Genomic DNA, 18,395 nt, shown 5'->3' on the forward strand with positions numbered 1-18,395 from the left:
GTATTAGAGTATAGATAATGAAGATATTAGCAAATGACGGACTGGCGCAAAGCGGAATTAGCGCTTTGGAAAATGCAGGATTTGAAGTAGTAGTTACTAAGGTTGCACAGGAGCAACTTCAGAATTTTATCAATGACGAAGGCATCGATGCCCTCATCATTACCAAGAATACAACAATACATCCCGAACTGCTCGAGGCTTGCCCGAGTATTAAATTAATAGCGCATCAAGGTACTAACCTCGATCATATAGACGTCGAGTTTGCAGCTGACAACGGAATTCACGTAATTCACAGTGCAGACGGAACTGCGAATGCCATTGCAGAATTGGTATTTGCCCACCTTTTGGGGATGGCGCGATTTTTACCACAAGCAAACCGCGAAATGCCACTCGAAGGAGAACTCCGCTTTAATGCACTTAAAAAAGAGTTCTCAGAAGGTATTGAACTTCGAGGAAAAACCTTGGGTATCATCGGTGATACTGCAGATGCTGAACAGGTAGCTAGCTTAGCACTAGGAATGGGAATGAACGTTATTTTTAGTGGAGACTACAGCGAAGAAAAATCAATTGCTGTACTCTTCTACAACGGGCAACAAATAGACATTCAAGTTGCGACAGAACCTTATGCAGAAGTATTAAAGCAAGCGGATTTCTTAACCTTGCACATCGAAAACCAAGACAGTCACTTAATTACCCAAGAACACTTTGAGCATATGAAAGATGGTGTTGGGATCGTGAATACCGCTGCTGGAGGATTAATTGACGAAGTGGCTTTAGTAAACGCTATTGAGAGTGGAAAAGTTCGCTTTGCTGGACTCGATGTATTCGAGAGTCAGCCAAGGCCAGAAATTCAACTTTTAATGAATACCGACCTATCACTTACACCCAATATTGCTACCTTAACTCAAGAAGCAAAAACAAAATCGGGAAGTGATTTATCAAAACAAATTATTGCGTTACTCGCTGAATAAACTATGGCAAAAGTTAAACCTTTTAAAGCGGTAAGAGCTACTCGTGACAAGGTAGCTCTCGTTTCTTCTAAATCGTATGAGATTTACGAAACGGATCACCTAAATGCAAAATTAGACTTTAATCCTTATACTTTTTTGCACGTTATTAACCCTGGTTACAAGTATCACCAGGACAAGGTAACGGGTGAACAACGCTTTAAATTAGTGCATAACAGGTATTTGGAATTCAAAGAGGATGGGTATTTTACACAAGACACCAAAGCGGCGTATTACTTGTACAAAAAGATTACCCCTAATGAAACATTTTGCGGTATCATCGCCGCAACCTCGGTGGCAGATTACCACGACGATATTATCAAAAAGCACGAAGGTACCTTGCACGAACGTGAGCTATTGTTTGAAGACTACCTCAAAAATACAGGATTCAATGCAGAGCCCGTGCTCCTCACCTATCCCGACAATGATGTCATTAGTGATATCGTCAAAAAATACCAAGCACAGCGTGCTGAATACGAATTTACAACTACGGACAAGGACTTGCATTTTTTATGGGTTATTAACGACGACGAGGACGTAGTAAAAATAACTGAAGCATTTCGAAACATCGACACGCTTTACATAGCCGACGGTCATCACCGCTCGACTTCCTCATGTATGCTAGCCGAAAACCTAGCCAAAAACAATCCGTCACATGACGGAACGGAAGCTTATAACTTCTTTATGAGCTACCTACTTCCCGAGAGTCAGTTATGTATCTATGAATTCAACAGGTTTATTCGCGATTTAAACGGATTGAGTTCAGAAGAGTTTTTGATGGAATTGGACACTATTTTTAAAATCGAAAACAAAGGTTTAGAACTGTACAAACCCAAAGAAAAGCATCAATTCACCATGTATTTGGACGGTAATTTTTACGCCTTGACCCTCCGAAAGTCGGCCTATGAATTCAGTGATGCACTGAGCAAATTAGACGCTCAAATTCTATATCAGACAGTGCTAAAACCCATCTTGGGAATTGAAGATATACGCAACAGTAAAAAAATTATTTATTCGCAAAACAAGTCAGGCGGACTGGAATTAAAGACTAAAGTTGATGAAGGTAGTTTTAAAGTATCTTTTGGAATGCTCCCGACGAACATCGATGAATTAAAAAGTATCGTCGACGGAGGGGCACTTATGCCTCCAAAGACCACCTATATCGAACCGAAGTTACGCAGCGCCATTACGATTTACGAATTTTAGCAATACAGAATATGATTAAAGAGAACTTGAAACGCATCAAGGAAGCCCTCCCAGAAGAGGTAACGCTCGTTGCGGTATCAAAAACAAAACCGATCAGTGACTTACAGGAGGCCTACGAGGCTGGGCAACGCATTTTTGGAGAAAACAAAATCCAAGAAATGGTAGAAAAATACGACGCTCTTCCGAAGGACATTCAGTGGCATATGATTGGGCATTTACAGCGTAACAAGGTTAAGTACATGGCACACTTTGTCGATTTAATCCACGGCGTTGACAGTATTAAAACACTGCAAGAGATCAACAAGCAGGCAGCAAAACACCAACGTGTTATTCGCGTATTATTACAGGCAAAAATTGCGAAAGAAGACAGCAAGTTTGGGCTGAGTTTTGATGAAATTCAAGAGATCTTAGCATCGGACTTACAAAATTCTCTTTCTAACATACGCGTTGTTGGATTAATGGGAATGGCGACCTTCACAGATGATCAAACACAAATTGGAGAAGAATTCACCAACCTAAACAACTTATTTACAACACTTAAAGAACAGCAACACCCCCTCGAAATACTATCGATGGGTATGAGCGGTGATTACGAATTGGCCATTGAAAAGGGAAGCAATATGGTCAGAATTGGTAGCTCAATATTTGGTGTTAGGAATTATAATGCTTAGCTTTATGGAGTAAGCAATTAAAAAAGGGAAAGAATTGTACGCGATATTAGATATTGAAACTACCGGAGGTAAGTTTAATGAAGAGGGCATTACAGAGATTGCCATATATAAATACGACGGTCACGAAATTATTGATCAGTTTATCAGCTTGGTCAATCCTGAACGTGAAATTCAGGACTTTGTGGTAAAACTAACAGGGATTAATAACAAAATGCTACGCAATGCTCCGAAATTTTACGAGATTGCCAAACGCATTATTGAAATGACCCAAGACTGTATACTGATAGCACACAATGCCAGTTTTGATTACAGAATTTTAAAAACTGAATTTAGTCGCCTCGGTTACGATTATCAGAAAAACACACTTTGTACCGTTAGCCTCAGTAAGAAACTGATTCCAGACGCACCGTCATTTAGTTTAGGAAAACTGTGCAGGCATTTGGGAATTCCGGTCACGGACAGGCATCGTGCAAACGGAGATGCACTGGCAACGGTAAAGCTTTTTAAGCTCCTTATAGACAAGGACAACAACAAAGAAATCATTCAGGAAACGGTAAAGTATTTTGACAATCGTCACGAAAAAATGCGCATCGTTAAGATACTCGACAAATTACCGGAAAAACTCGGTGTTTATTACGTTCATAATGAAGAAGGCAACATCATCTTTATAGGACGAGGCACCAATATAAAGCAAGAGGTCAACAAGCAATTTTTAAAGAAAACCTCCAAAGCGGAAAAGGTTTTAAAGCGGGTGCACGAGGTCAGTTATCAAGAAACCGGAAACACCTTGTTAACTCGCCTAAAATACCACTTAGACCTAGATGGTATGCGACCGAAATACAATATTATCCGCAAGCGTAAAAACTCGGTTAAAGAGTTTAACAATCACAATTTCATGATTGTGGATAAAGGAAGAACTCCTGAAGAACACAGCGTGATTTTGATAGAAAACAATGAGGTTATCGGATATACATTTACCAATTTAGCCTTTCAAGAGAATCAGCTCGACGTGTTAAAATCAATGCTTACCCCTATCGAAAACAAAGCATTAGCACGAACGATTATCAAAAATTACCTACTTCGTAACAACGTACAAAAAATTGTTCGTTTTGACGATATGGACATCGCTTAAGATAGAGAAATCTCTTTTCACCATAAAAAAACCTCATTGCTTAACAATGAGGTTTTATTTTTATATACTAGCAAGTGCTTATTTACTTAAGTACATTTTACGTCGTGCGTATAAATCGTAGAATTGATCATCGCGCAAGTTTTCGATAAACAAAATACTCTCTCCCGTACTCTTCATTTCTGGTCCGAGCTTTTTGTTTACATTCGGGAACTTATTAAACGAGAATACTGGTTGTTTAATAGCAAAACCTTCTAATTGTGGGTTGAAATCGAAGTCCGTAACCTTTTTCTCTCCTAGCATTACTTTGGTTGCGTAGTTTACGTAAGGTTCTTTGTAGGCCTTCGCAATAAACGGTACCGTACGTGACGCACGAGGGTTCGCTTCAATAATATACACCTTATCGTCTTTAATCGCGAACTGAATATTGATCAATCCAACAGTGTCTAAAGCCAAGGCAATTGTTTTGGTATATTCTCTAATTTGTTCTAAAATTAACTCTCCTAAATTAAAGGCAGGTAGCGTCGCATTTGAATCTCCTGAGTGAATTCCACAAGGCTCAATATGCTCCATGATACCAATGATATACACGTTTTCACCATCACAAATCGCATCTGCTTCTGCTTCGATAGCTCCTTCTAAATAGTGATCTAATAACAACTTGTTATTTGGAATTTTTCTGAGTAAATCAACAACGTGTTCGAGTAACTCTTCTTTGTTGATAACGATCTTCATTCCTTGTCCTCCTAATACATACGACGGACGCACCAAAATTGGGAAGTCTAATTCGTCAGCTAATGCTAGGGCTTGATCAGCAGTTTCTGCTACACCAAAACGCGGATACGGAATATTATTGTCTTTCAATAAGGTTGAGAAACTACCTCTATCTTCCGCTAAGTCTAGGGCTTTATAGCTAGTACCGATGATAGGAATTCCGTAACGATCGAGTTTTTCAGCTAACTTCAAGGCGGTTTGCCCTCCTAATTGAACAATTACTCCTTCTGGTTTTTCGTGCTTGATGATATCGTAGATATGCTCCCAGAAAACAGGTTCAAAATAAAGCTTATCAGCCGTATCAAAATCTGTCGATACTGTTTCAGGGTTACAGTTGATCATAATAGTTTCGTAACCACTTTCCGAAGCAGCGAGTACTCCGTGTACACAACAGTAATCAAACTCAATTCCTTGACCGATTCGGTTAGGTCCAGACCCTAGTACTATGATTTTCTTCTTATCAGAAACTTCACTTTCATTCGCTATAGTCACCTCACCTTCAGCCGTTTCAATGGCATTTTCAAAGGTAGAATAGTAATAAGGTGTTTGTGCTTTAAACTCTGCCGCACAGGTATCTACCAATTTGTACACACGCTTTACGCCGAGTTCTTCTCTTTTATTATATACTTGGCTTTCTAAACATCCTAGCATATGTGCGATTTGACGATCACCATATCCTTTTTGCTTAGCTTCCAATAATAAGTCTTTGTCTAAAGTATCAATTGTATACGTTGAAATCTCTTTTTCTAGCTCGTGCAATTCTTCGTATTGCTTTAAGAACCACATATCAATTTTCGTGATTTCGTGGATCTTGCTTAACGGCATTCCAATTTGGATAGCGTCGTAAATAGCAAACACGCGATCCCAAGAGGCATAACGCAACTTCTCTTTGATTTGTGCGTAATCGGTATAGCTCTTACCATCAGCACCGATTCCATTTCTCTTGATCTCTAACGATTGTGTAGCTTTGTGCAATGCTTCTTGGAAAGAACGTCCAATTCCCATCACCTCTCCTACTGACTTCATCTGCAATCCTAATTCTCTATCAGAACCTTCAAACTTATCGAAGTTCCAACGTGGAATTTTTACGATTACATAGTCCAAGGTAGGCTCAAACAATGCTGAAGTAGATTTGGTAATCTGGTTATCCAATTCGTCTAAGGTATAACCGATAGCTAACTTAGAAGCGATTTTTGCGATAGGGTATCCAGTAGCTTTACTCGCCAATGCTGACGAACGCGATACACGTGGATTAATTTCAATGGCGATAATTTGCTCTTCTTCATCAGGAGAAACTGCGAACTGCACATTACATCCTCCAGCAAAATCTCCGATAGAGCGCATCATATGGATGGCCATATCACGCATTCTTTGGTAAGTCTTATCAGACAAGGTCATCGCAGGCGCTACGGTAATTGAATCACCGGTGTGGATTCCCATAGGATCCATATTCTCGATAGAACAGATGATTACAACATTGTCATTTTTGTCGCGCAATAACTCTAACTCGTATTCTTTCCAGCCTAATAAGGCCTTATCGATCATCACTTCGTGAATAGGTGATACTTCGAGTCCACGTGTTAACATTTCATCAAAGTCCTCCTCTTTGTGTACAAAAGAAGCTCCTGCCCCACCGAGGGTAAACGAAGCCCTAATTACTAAAGGAAATCCAAATTCTTGTGCAATTTCTTTTCCTTTTAAATACGAAGTTGCGGTAGCTTGTGGCGCCATCGGGATTCCGATTTCCAACATGAGCTCTCTAAACTTCTCACGATCTTCTGTGATGTTGATAGCATCGATATCTACTCCAATAATTTCTACCCCAAAATCTTCCCAGATTCCTTTTTCGTCAGCCTCAATACACAAGTTCAATGCTGTTTGTCCTCCCATTGTCGGTAGTACAGCATCAATTTGAGGGTGCTCTTTTAAAATTTGAACGAGTGATTTTGTGGTTAATGGTAAAAGATAAACATGATCTGCCATCGACGGGTCAGTCATAATAGTCGCCGGATTCGAATTGATCAAAATAGTTTCAATTCCGTCCTCTCTGAGTGAACGCAATGCTTGTGATCCTGAATAATCAAATTCACATGCTTGTCCAATTACGATCGGTCCTGATCCGATAATTAAAATTGATTTAAGGTCTTGTCTCTTCGGCATTACTTAAGTTGTTGTATTGTTGTGTATAAAGTTAAAAAAAGTTATTCAGGTATAAAAAAAGGTGTTACTAACAAAAAGTAACACCTCTATATTAATGATAATAAATCATTATTTCTTTGGTCTGTTTTCAGATGAAACAGTCAATTTCTTTCTTCCTTTAGCTCTTCTTCTAGCTAATACCTTACGACCATTAGCAGAAGCCATTCTTTCTCTGAAACCGTGCTTGTTTCTTCTTTTACGTTTTGATGGTTGATACGTTCTTTTACTCATTACAATATATCTTAAATATCTTCTTTAATTAATTCTTGCTTTTGTGAAATTCCGTCTGCTAAAAGCGTGGGCAAATATACAATAGTTTTTTAGTCTGACAAACCCAAGTATCCTTTTTTTTTGAAAAAAAATCACTTTGTTAAAACCTACTCTTTATTAAAGTTTTTCTTTGTCGAGATTGATAGACTTCTTACTTTTGCCCAAACCTAACAATACCATGAATAACACTAAATACGTTTTTGTCACAGGAGGCGTAACTTCATCACTTGGAAAAGGAATTATAGCGGCATCATTAGCTAAATTATTACAAGAAAGAGGCTATTCTGTTACCATACAAAAGCTAGATCCTTATATTAATATAGACCCAGGAACTTTAAATCCTTACGAACACGGAGAGTGTTACGTAACCGATGACGGAGCAGAAACTGATTTAGACCTCGGGCACTACGAACGATTTCTAAACATCCCTACCTCTCAGGCGAACAACGTGACTACGGGTCGCATTTACCAGTCGGTAATTAACAAAGAGCGCAAAGGAGAATTTTTAGGAAAAACCGTTCAAGTGATTCCTCATATTACTGACGAAATTAAACACCGTATTCAAATTTTAGGAAATACTGGTGATTACGATATCGTCATTACGGAAATTGGAGGAACCATCGGTGATATCGAATCGCTACCTTATATCGAAGCTGTACGTCAAATGCAATGGGAATTAGGAGAAGAGAACGCCATTGTTATCCACCTGACTTTAGTACCGTATTTATCTGCTGCTGGTGAGTTAAAAACCAAACCGACACAGCACTCTGTAAAAATGTTAATGCAAAGTGGTGTTAGCCCTGACATATTAGTATGTCGTTCGGAGCACGAAATCAACGATACCATTAAGCGTAAGTTAGCATTGTTTTGCAATGTAAAAAAACAAGACGTTATTCAGTCGTTGGATGCAGAAACTATTTACGACGTTCCGAATATGATGTTTGACGAAGGGCTCGATTACGTGGTATTAGAAAAACTTCGTTTATCGACGCGTAAACAGCCAAAGCTCAAAGCTTGGAACAAGTTTTTAGACAAGCACAAAAACCCAACCTCTACCATAGAAATAGGTTTGGTTGGTAAGTACGTAGAATTACACGATTCGTATAAATCTATTACCGAAGCCTTTATCCACGCCGGTGCGGCCAATAAAACGAAGGTAAACGTACGTTGGATCCACTCAGAGCAACTCACTCCTGAAAATGCAGCAGCTAGCTTACAGGGATTAAACGGTGTTTTGGTAGCTCCTGGATTTGGTGATCGAGGTATTGAAGGTAAAATCGCTGCAGTACAATACGTTCGTGAAAACAACATTCCTTTTTTAGGAATATGTTTAGGAATGCAAATGGCAGTAATTGAATTTGCTCGTAACGTACTCAAGTTAGACATGGCAAATTCAACTGAAATGAATCCTGAAGTGAAACACCCAGTGATTAACTTGATGGAAGAGCAAAAAGAAGTAACTGAAAAAGGAGGAACCATGCGTTTAGGTGCTTGGGATTGTCAATTGACACAAGACTCTAAAGTTTTTCAAGCGTATAAAGAAGAATTGATTAGCGAGCGTCACCGCCATCGCTATGAATTCAATAACAAATACAAAGAACAGATAGAAGCTGCCGGAATGAAAGCAACAGGGGTAAACCCCAAAACCGGTTTGGTAGAAATCGTAGAAGTACCTACACATCCTTGGTTTGTAGGTGTTCAATACCACCCAGAGTACAAGAGTACTGTATTGAATCCACATCCACTATTTGTGGATTTCATCAAAGCTTCATTGAAACACTCCAAAAAATAACATTTAATCCCGCAAGAGACTGCGGGATTTTTTTTGCTTTGGAACGACCTTTGAACTACTTAAGCAGACAAAATTAATCCGTACAAAACCTATAAAATTACTGATGGTTTTAGTACATTTGTCGGGTTTTTCTATGACATAGAGAAGCATAACTGACAGGTTGACATTATTAATACAAATCAATGGAACAAAAAAAATTCGATTTCAATTCCTTTATAGGAATGTTATTATTAGGGGGAATTCTTTTTTGGTGGATGAACTCATCAAAACCAGAAACTACAGAAACTACAACGACTCCTACTGAGCAAACGAGCACACAAGCTGCCGCTACTACTGAAGATACGACTGCCATCCTCAATGACTCACTGCGTCAAATTGCACTGAACAACAAATTGGGAGCCTTTTCATATGGGGCTATGCGCGCTAAAGAAGGTGTAACGTCTATCGAGAATGAGGTACTAAAATTAACCATCGATCACAAAGGTGGACAAATTGTGGAAGCGCTCATCAAAAATTACAAAACCTACGATTCACTTCCATTGTATTTGATAAAAGATAAGAACGCAACGTTTAATATCAATTTTGGGACCACTGACAATCGCGTATTGAATACTCAAGACGTCGTATTCGAAGCTCAAAAAACTAAAAACGGAGAAAACGAAGTACTTACACTTAAATTGAAAGTAGCGGAAGATAAGTTTTTAGAATACCGTTACGAAATGAAACCTAACGATTACCGCGTTGGTTTTGCCGTACGCTCGCAAGGTTTAGGGAACGTGATTAACGCTTCGCAACAAATAAACTTAGACTGGAAATTGAACGCATTCCGCAATGAGAAAAGTATGAAAACTGAGAACACCATGTATTCTTGGTTGTATTACAAAACAGAAGGTGATGTTGAATACTTGCGTCCTGGAAACTCTGAAGTTGCCAATGACCTTAGTTGGGTATCGTACAAACAACACTTTTTCTCTTCTATTTTACGTTCAGAAACGCCTTTTAACAACGCAACTGTAACGTCTACAGACTTGGTTAAAGACAAAGAAAAAGATACTGTATTTACTAAAGCTTACGAATTAAAAGCGCCACTAGCGTTAAACAATGGTGAGTTGAACTACAACATGGAATGGTTTTACGGACCTACCGATTACAATTTATTAAAAACCTTTAAAGGAACTGACTTAGACCAGACTGCTGATTTAGGATGGGGAATTTTCGGTACCTTAAACCGTTGGGTTTTTTATCCAGTTTTTAACGTATTAAAAGGATTTGTAGGAAACTACGGGTTGATCATTATTTTGATGACCATTGTCGTTCGTATTTTACTTTCACCGGTATTGTACAAGTCGTATTTATCAAGTGCTAAAATGAAGGTAATTCGTCCAGAAATGGAGGAAATCAACAAAAAATATCCAGGGAATGAAAATGCCTTAAAGCGTCAGCAGGAAATAATGGCGGTACAGCGAAAAGCCGGGGTGAGTATGATGTCAGGATGTATTCCTGCCTTATTACAAATGCCAGTGTTCTTTGCGCTATTTAAGTTCTTCCCGACCAATATTGACTTTAGACAAAAGAGCTTTTTATGGGCAAACGATTTATCGTCATACGATATCATTTTTAAGTTACCTTTTAATATACCGTTTTATGGTGACCACGTAAGTTTGTTCCCTATATTAGCATCGATTGCTATTTTCTTCTATATGAGAATGAACCAAAGTCAGCAAGCGAATATGCAAGCTCCACCGCAAGAGGGGATGCCTGATATGAGCAAAATGATGAAATGGATGATCTACTTCTCTCCTATTATGATGTTATTTTTCTTTAACAACTACGCAAGTGGATTGAGTTTGTATTATTTTATTTCGAACTTATTGACCATCACCATCATGTTCGTTATTAAAAACTACGTTATTGATGAGGCTAAAATTCACGCACAAATAGAAGCGAATAAGAAAAAGCCCGTTAAGAAAAGTAAGTTCCGTGAGCGCCTAGACGCAGCTATGAAGCAAGCGCAAGAGCAACAAGCCGCGCAACAAAAAACTAAAAACAAGAAGTAATTAATTACTTCTATTACCCATAAAAAATCCCGCAAGTAATTTGCGGGATTTTTTTATGGTATCTAGGGGCTTTCTATTCTTTCATCGAGCTTTCAAAAACAGCTTCAACTTCATTGATGAATTCCTGATTATAGGTCGCTTTTACATAAGCAAGGTACAAGGTTTGTTCATCTCTACCAAAATAGGTATGGGGTGCTTTGATATAAAGCATTACCAAATCGTGCGATTCCCCATCAAAATCAATAGTTTCTGTATAGGTTCCTTTACGCAGTACTCGCTTGATATACTTCAAAAAATCGGGACTTTTACAGCGGTACTCTTTGACATATACTAAAGCCTTGTTCTTGGAATTACTATACCGGGCTTCTCGCTGTATTCGCAAGCCCTCCTTAAAATCATCTTCAAAATTATCGATACTCTTATCAAAATCACGAGTCATCACCGAAACTAAATTCAATGTCGGTTGCAGTTCTTTGGTTAAAATCTCAAAGAAATCAACTGGTTTATCCGACGTCTGTTTGACCTGTGTTTTCACAGTTTCCTCGATTTCTTTTTCTGGTTGTTCTGCTTTCTTCTCTTTCTTGCATGATACGGCCAAACACAGTACAGCAAAACACACTACTATTCTATACATACTATTTTATTTAAATACAAAAATCAACATTTTGAACACTACTACTAACTTATTGGCTGCGAACAAATCCCTAAGCTTCCTCAGAATTGATTTGCAAAGACTGGGAATGTTTGTAAAAGTCTTCTTCGTAAAAAACTTCCAATTCACCATCGCAATAGGTTACTGTGACACTATCATCGTTAATGACATAGTCAACAAGTAAATCTTTCAACATAATTCCTCCAAGAAATACTCCGCTCTCAAAATTAACTAAATACAATTCTACTTCCGCAATGATGAGTAATTTTCCTTTAAATACTTCAAAAGTATAGAAATTGGACACCAAGATCTTTTCTATCAACACTTTAAAATTTGATTTTTCAAGGATGACCACTTTCTGATCTATTCCGACACACAACCAGTCAGCGAAACTATTTACAACTGGTTTTATCACCGTACTAGCACACTGTAGAATGCACTCCGTATTTGATAAAGTCAGTTTATAATAAACTCGAGGGACATCCGAAAATGCTATTTGGGGTATCGCTTTGTTTTCTACAGCAAAGGTCTCATTTACGCTATGAATTTCTATCATTTTTTTATGTGTTTATAGTGCTAAGAATCCTCTTAAAATTACTTTTGACGCATAATGCTCTCTTATAAAGTACTTTCGCAAAATCGATATTTTGTACTTTTTGATTTAAAAACGGAGCTAAAAGCAACACCACCTGTAACCTTGTTAGGAGGTTCTCATTTTGTTTAGTAGCCTTAACGAATGCTGCTAAAAATACCAGGTATATTCCTTTTTTAAAACCCCAAAAAATGTGGGTTTTGCATAGCTTTCCACCTATACAATTGGAAATACCCCGCAGTGATATGGGTTATGTATTTTTCCTTAGTGAATATTAGTTTGGTAAAATATCTTCCGGCAGCCTTTCCTCCAAAGAAGTAAATAAAGATGTACTCCCCATCTTCCGATGTATAAACCTCTATTGGCTTTGAAACAAGCTGGTCACCAGGAAGCGCAACATCATAGTAATTCGCATACACATTTCTCGGAATCACTATTTTTTTACCATTTATTTCAATCTGCAAATCATCGATTTCCAAAACAGGCAATACCCCTCGGTAATATGCGCCATGAGGTATTTTTCCGTCTATCTTCTGCTGAATTCTTCCAGAATTACTTATTTTATGTTCGGCTTTCACAAATTTTTGAAACCTCAATGACACCGCAATCTTTAACTTCGAAGACAGTACTCCTTGAAAGTCGAGATATGATGAATCTTTATAGCCCACCATCTCTATTTTCTTCAGTAAATTTCTATTGGTAATGTATTTTTTGGAAATTCCGTTCTCCTTCAGAAAAGCTATAGCATAGTCAACACTGCTTTTGTTCACATTTCTCTCACCTTCCAAAAGTTCGGATATAAGTTCCTCTTTTTGGATAGCATTAATATGTGCTTCAAAATCAATCTGCGAAAAACTCGATTTCGAAATAACTATTAAAAAAACAACCAAAAGTAAATTTCTCATGTATCAAAAATTTAGGTTTTTCTATAGATTAGTTTAGTTGTGGGTTTTCATTGCCCTAAGTTTAGAACGGTAATACCGTTAAGGTACATTCATAAACTGATTCATTATGCTCTTTGGTATCCTTGTATTCACTACGAATCCTATACTGGCGAGAGCGGGAAATCATCAATGTTTGTCTTTAATCCAAAAAAACACCCCTACTCTTTTTTATTACACTAAGAATCAAATCAGCCTCCTCCCTACCAGTCCTCATATCTCAAAACCTAATTGAAAGACTTTCTTATCAGTCTTTGGGTCTTTTCCACGTACTTGATAGGCGTTTTTATCCATTTTCTTCGTTAAAACTCTCCTATCGAACCTCTAATCATAATGGTACCCTTTTGAATTTTCTAAAATTCGGTGCTAGCATAGCAATTTTTTATAGCAATTCAAAAATATATGATTTCAGGTAAACTTGGTTTGTTTTTTCGTGCGAACTAACAATAGACAAACTACCCTTATCATCTAATATGAAGTAGCTTTTATATTTATGATTTACATACTCGAATTGGGCACGGACTGCACGCCCGAACTATCGGAAATTAGAGATTTTACTAATTTTCTGGTAAAAATAAACTGTTATTAAGAACTTCATTTAATAATATAGATTCTCGAAATAAATTCGATTTCAGCTCAAATTCCTTCTTAAAAAAATTAAAAGCCTTAATATCATAACCTTTAAGGTTTTCCAAAAATAAATCCACATCATTATTAATCAAAAAAAACAAATAAATTCTAAAAAAATCATCTTTACATAGCTCCAAAGATTTTTTATACTCAGAAATACTTAACGTTAAATCTGGTTCCAAAAATTCATGCAAGACTCCTTTATAAAAATGCCACATCATTGGATTAATCAATTTAATACTTTCTAAATACCTGAGTGATTCTTCTTTATTCCCTTTTAGTAAAAATAAACGAAATTTAAACAAATCGAAATAATACTTTTCTTGAGAGATAGACTCTTTTCTAATTTCATCTAATAGCATAAATGTTTCAGTTAGTTTTAGTTGATTCATCTTAGAATCTAACTCATAATCTAAAGTACTATAACTTTGTAAAAAAACCATCCTTCTCTGGTTATACGATGCTTTTTTTTCTTTACAACAAGATACTAGAAATACGAAAAAAATAATACACAGATATCTCATTTACTTATATAGGTTTTAATGTTTAATTTGATTTTTGTTAATTGATTCCGATAACACTATAAAAACTACAACATACACTTGCACTTCAGCCAGCCTTTTAATTCTATGTAACCTTACAGTCATTGAACCTAAACTATTCGCCTCAGAGAAACTAACCAACTCAAAAACAGTTGATTTCATCAAAAAACAGCATCTCTCCCTCCTAATTCTTACATAAAGCAGCTTTATATATTTTCAATTTTTACTTAATAACACCTAACATAAAAGTACTTATCTTTCTAAATCTAATACGCTACCCTATCAGTTATTGTTTATTACTCGTACTCTCCACACGAAAGGATTCGTTTGGAAGACTACTCTTTATCTATCATACGTGCGGGAGCTGGAGAACTTGATAATTGCCCTAAAAATTTAGTAAAATCATTATTATAGTAATATATAATTGTTTCTCTAAGCTTTACAGTTACTCCTACTATCTGATCCTCATCTTCAATAAGGGATTCTGCAGATTTTATTATGCATTCAAATTCCTCTACTTGCGTTTTTAGTTTTTTCTTCTCAAATCCAATTTTTCTTAACTTATATATCTCCAGAAACTTAGAAACTGACATCGGTCTTGAAACTTTGATATTCGAGAAAATAAGTTCTTTAAACTTTTCATCCTGTATCAAGTTGTTTAATTTATCATTCATCATAAATATACTTTATCCAATAACACTTGCTTCTGCTTATTTGTAATAAGTTTTTATAGATCATTCGCGCGTCATCCTATACCACATAAATCAATGACTATCAAAACCTTAAAAACAGAATAAATACTAACCTATTGAAGCTCTTTCAAGAATAGAAACAACTTTCAATTTTTCTAAATTATTGCGCAAGCATAGCAATTTTCATAGCAGTTCAAAAATACGGATTATCAAGGAGACTTGACTTGTTCTTTCATGCGAACTAGCGAAAAAGAAACTACCTTATCATCTAATATGAAGTAGCTTTTATAACTTCTCGTTTTGCTATTACAAATGGCTAAACTATATCCGTTTTATTTAACTTTCTTTAAGCTCTCGCTGTTTCCAACAATGGAACTATCAAGGAGAGGCCCTGGGTGTAAAATAGAAAAAAAGCCATAATCTAATTCTTTCGTTCCGTCTATTTTTTTTAAAATACTCTTGGTTAAATCGGCCTCTAATTCTTTTATTTTTTCTTCTGAAAAGTCGAGAGAATTCAAACAAGTTATCATTTGCCCGTCAATTTTAAAAAATAATTGTCGATACTTTTTCTTTACACCTACTTCCTTATAAGATATTTCCCATCTATTTTTACCTAAGTAATTCTTTTCTATACTGTATATATTATCAATGATCTCTCTCAGTAAAGCTTTTTTTACTTTCCTACCATTAGCGTCCAGAAACAGGGTTTTGTTTTTAAAGAAGCTTCCATTATACAAAAAACTATTATTCGTGTTTCTATATTCAAATAGAATTACGTCATAATCTCTAAAGTTCCCAGTGAGATACTCTAAAAAAGAGGGTTTCTTAAAAGAGCTCTCTTCCCGCTCATTAAATGAATTAAGCGGCAGGTAATTCATGTTATTATCTTTTTTATCTTTTCCGAAAACATAAAAAATATATTTACTCTTATCTTTGGATTTAACAACTCTATAACCATCTTCTAACATTTTTTTACCACCATTTTCAGACAAATAAAAATCGAGCATTTCTAAATGAGATTCTGAAGTCAAATCCTCATCTCCTGTGTAAATAAAAAAATTAAAAGCTCTATCTCTGAGTTCTATAATTTCCTCATCATACTTAGCATAAATACTATGGTAATTATAATACTTTACTAACAAAAAAAAAGTCATTAATGCTATTAAAGGGTATAATATTTTCTTTTTCATGATATAAATTAATTTTTAAAGTAAAATTCAATCTGCTTACTAATATGTGTTTTGACTGCATCATATGCCATCTTGTCTTCAAAAAATATGTCAATACTTGGAGAAGCACTAGATTCATAATACGAATTTGAAAAGTATAATAAATTATCTCTGATACTCCCTACATGAAACTTGTAGTCAACCAACTTTTAATACGTGGATCGTATATTCTTAACTCGAATACAGATTTTGTAGTTTCAAAATCTTTTTCCTGACCTTGACTGGCATTTTTATCTAATTTCCTAGAAAAAAACGACCTATTGAGCCTCTGACAAGTATCGAAACATCTTTCAAATTTTCTAAAATAGTGTGCAGGCTTAGCAATTTTCATAGCAACTCAAAAGTACAAATTTTCAGGGATTTTTAGCTTGTTTTTACCCGCAAACTGTATAAAAAAACTACCTCAATTACTAGATTAAGATAGTTTTCCTTTTGCCATTACAAATGGCTTATTAAATTATCGTTTCTTTTTACACTTCCTTTTATTTCTTGACTTTACGCTAAAGCTACATGTCAAGGTGTAGGGGTTCTTTAGTCTTCTTCATTAAAACATATGTATTATTATCACATGCGCTTTTAAAAGTTGTAATAAATTTACAATACTTGCTAGAGTCGGCATCTATCCTTATTTCGAAATAATCATTCTTCTTTTCTAAAGAATAAACTTTAAATGGAATGGAATAACCTTCATCATCCTCATCAATTTCAATATCTGGTTTTAATTTAACTAAGCCACCAATACTATCAAAACATTCATTATTTTGTTTCAAAAATAGATACTTAATATTAATCTCATTTATTTTTTTTATACCTATAACTTGGTTCTTCTGTGTATCAGTATAAATGTAATCATAGCCTATCAACAAAGAATCTAAAGCCCTGTTTTTATACCTCTTAACTAACACTTCTTCTTGTAGATTACTATTTGTTTTGGTAAAATTGGTAGATGCTTTTTTCTTACATCCCAAAATAAAAATAAGTATCATTAAATATCTCATCATCTTATATTTTTAAAATTTGTATTCCCATTAACATCTACTCTTAGTAAACTATAATCAGGTGTGAAATCTGAAGGGTAAACAAAATGAAACTTTTTACTGATTCTAAATGCAGAATACTTCACCTGATTGCTTTGGTTACCGCCCGATATAATTGCGTTTCGAATTTTTACCAATAATAAAACCAACATGTCCTTTGCCACGACCAAAATTAATAATTGCACTACGCTCGTTAGGTATCAATAAGTATATGTCGTATTTAAGATCTGAATCACACGCACTTACTTTTATTTGACGTTCAGTTTTCGTCACAAAAGAAGGAGTAGCATTCCTCTTTTATTTTGGAGATTTTTTTTTGTTTTTAATTGCATCCACAGCAATAAGCCAATATTCCCAATAGGCAGAGTCAAGAGGTATACCATCTTCCCATGAGTATCCAGCGCATAAAATATCTGTCAAATCGTTCGAATTGGTCGCATTATAATAATACTCAAGCATGTATATCATTGCATCATAACCTTGCTTTTCAGTTATCAATTCATCACTAAATATTTTACCGTTTTTATCTATTTTGTTCTTACTTTTTAACTCCATAATCTTAAAATTTTATTCTTAATAAGTTACTTTCTATACCACCTCCAGCACTAATTCCTCCCACTTCATTATACTGTGTTCAGAATAAGTACAAAATACCTGCCTGTATACTTCCTTCAATGTTTCAGTATCTTTATCTTGACCTTGACTGGCATTTTTATCTATTTTCCTAGAAAAAAAACGACCTATGGAGCCCCTGATAAGTATCGAAACATCTTTCAAATTTTCTAAAATAGTGTGCAGGCTTAGCAATTTTCATAGCAACTCAAAAATACGGATTATCAAGGAGACTTGGCTTGCTTTTTCGTGCTAACTGCATAAAAAAACTACCTCACAAATCAATGTAAAGTAGCTTTTATATTTTTTGTTTATTACTCGTACTCGCCACACGAAAGGATTCGTGCGTTAGCACAGTCTTTA

16 protein-coding genes are annotated in these 18,395 nt (G+C 35.8%); 6 read left to right on the forward strand and 10 right to left on the reverse strand.

Going from position 1 to position 18,395, the window contains the following annotated elements; genetic code table 11:
• The first annotated feature begins 17 nt into the window (after window positions 1-17).
• From ACKTS5_RS12000 to ACKTS5_RS12015, 4 genes are read left to right on the forward strand one after another with little or no spacing between them, the layout of a single operon-like run.
• Window positions 18-971, forward strand: coding sequence for an NAD(P)-dependent oxidoreductase (locus tag ACKTS5_RS12000; RefSeq protein WP_408044116.1), 954 nt, complete (start codon window positions 18-20; stop codon window positions 969-971).
• 3 nt (window positions 972-974) lie between these two features.
• Entirely contained in the window at window positions 975-2,213 is a 1,239-nt protein-coding gene (locus ACKTS5_RS12005; RefSeq protein ID WP_408044117.1) for a DUF1015 domain-containing protein, read from the forward strand.
• Between the two features lie 11 nt (window positions 2,214-2,224).
• Window positions 2,225-2,884, forward strand: a complete 660-nt coding sequence (locus ACKTS5_RS12010; RefSeq protein ID WP_408044118.1) for a YggS family pyridoxal phosphate-dependent enzyme — start codon at window positions 2,225-2,227, stop codon at window positions 2,882-2,884.
• Between the two features lie 34 nt (window positions 2,885-2,918).
• Complete coding sequence (locus ACKTS5_RS12015; protein WP_408044119.1) at window positions 2,919-4,016, forward strand: exonuclease domain-containing protein; 1,098 nt, start codon at window positions 2,919-2,921, stop codon at window positions 4,014-4,016.
• Window positions 4,017-4,094: 78 nt separating this feature from the next.
• Here the strand turns inward: ACKTS5_RS12015 and carB are convergent, their stop codons facing one another.
• Entirely contained in the window at window positions 4,095-6,947 is a 2,853-nt protein-coding gene (gene carB / locus ACKTS5_RS12020; RefSeq protein ID WP_408044120.1) for a carbamoyl-phosphate synthase large subunit, read from the reverse strand.
• Window positions 6,948-7,055: 108 nt separating this feature from the next.
• Window positions 7,056-7,217: a 50S ribosomal protein L34 gene (rpmH, locus tag ACKTS5_RS12025; protein WP_408044121.1), complete on the reverse strand. Its 162-nt coding sequence runs from the start codon at window positions 7,215-7,217 to the stop codon at window positions 7,056-7,058.
• A gap of 217 nt (window positions 7,218-7,434) precedes the next feature.
• Between rpmH and ACKTS5_RS12030 the strand changes: the two genes are divergently transcribed.
• On the forward strand, window positions 7,435-9,048 hold the full coding sequence (locus ACKTS5_RS12030; RefSeq protein ID WP_408044122.1) for a CTP synthase: 1,614 nt from the start codon (window positions 7,435-7,437) through the stop codon (window positions 9,046-9,048).
• Window positions 9,049-9,230: 182 nt separating this feature from the next.
• Window positions 9,231-11,105 (forward strand): membrane protein insertase YidC, encoded by a 1,875-nt coding sequence (yidC, locus tag ACKTS5_RS12035; RefSeq protein WP_408044123.1) that lies wholly within the window; start codon window positions 9,231-9,233, stop codon window positions 11,103-11,105.
• Window positions 11,106-11,178: 73 nt separating this feature from the next.
• On the opposite strand, the gene ACKTS5_RS12040 is transcribed toward yidC, so the two are convergent.
• The 8 genes from ACKTS5_RS12040 to ACKTS5_RS12075 all read right to left on the reverse strand — a co-directional run bounded on the left by ACKTS5_RS12040 (window position 11,179) and on the right by ACKTS5_RS12075 (window position 17,975).
• A complete protein-coding gene (locus ACKTS5_RS12040; RefSeq protein WP_408044124.1) occupies window positions 11,179-11,739 on the reverse strand; it encodes a hypothetical protein in 561 nt (186 codons plus the stop codon).
• Between the two features lie 70 nt (window positions 11,740-11,809).
• On the reverse strand, window positions 11,810-12,313 hold the full coding sequence (locus tag ACKTS5_RS12045; RefSeq protein ID WP_408044125.1) for a hypothetical protein: 504 nt from the start codon (window positions 12,311-12,313) through the stop codon (window positions 11,810-11,812).
• A gap of 212 nt (window positions 12,314-12,525) precedes the next feature.
• Window positions 12,526-13,254, reverse strand: a complete 729-nt coding sequence (locus ACKTS5_RS12050; RefSeq protein WP_408044126.1) for a hypothetical protein — start codon at window positions 13,252-13,254, stop codon at window positions 12,526-12,528.
• Between the two features lie 593 nt (window positions 13,255-13,847).
• Window positions 13,848-14,363 carry a hypothetical protein gene (locus ACKTS5_RS12055; protein ID WP_408044127.1) on the reverse strand — a complete coding sequence of 172 codons (516 nt, stop codon included), beginning with the start codon at window positions 14,361-14,363 and terminating at the stop codon, window positions 13,848-13,850.
• Between the two features lie 434 nt (window positions 14,364-14,797).
• Window positions 14,798-15,139, reverse strand: coding sequence for a hypothetical protein (locus ACKTS5_RS12060; protein ID WP_408044128.1), 342 nt, complete (start codon window positions 15,137-15,139; stop codon window positions 14,798-14,800).
• 347 nt (window positions 15,140-15,486) lie between these two features.
• The gene (locus tag ACKTS5_RS12065) at window positions 15,487-16,344 is read right to left on the reverse strand and encodes a hypothetical protein (RefSeq protein WP_408044129.1); all 858 of its coding nucleotides are present in this window, start codon (window positions 16,342-16,344) and stop codon (window positions 15,487-15,489) included.
• A gap of 545 nt (window positions 16,345-16,889) precedes the next feature.
• Window positions 16,890-17,384: a hypothetical protein gene (locus ACKTS5_RS12070; RefSeq protein ID WP_408044130.1), complete on the reverse strand. Its 495-nt coding sequence runs from the start codon at window positions 17,382-17,384 to the stop codon at window positions 16,890-16,892.
• A 333-nt stretch (window positions 17,385-17,717) separates the two neighbouring features.
• On the reverse strand, window positions 17,718-17,975 hold the full coding sequence (locus ACKTS5_RS12075) for a hypothetical protein (protein WP_408044131.1): 258 nt from the start codon (window positions 17,973-17,975) through the stop codon (window positions 17,718-17,720).
• Window positions 17,976-18,395 lie beyond the last annotated feature (420 nt).

The organism is Tenacibaculum litopenaei, assembly GCF_964514025.1.
In the GTDB taxonomy this organism is placed as follows: Bacteria; Bacteroidota; Bacteroidia; order Flavobacteriales; family Flavobacteriaceae; genus Polaribacter; species Polaribacter litopenaei.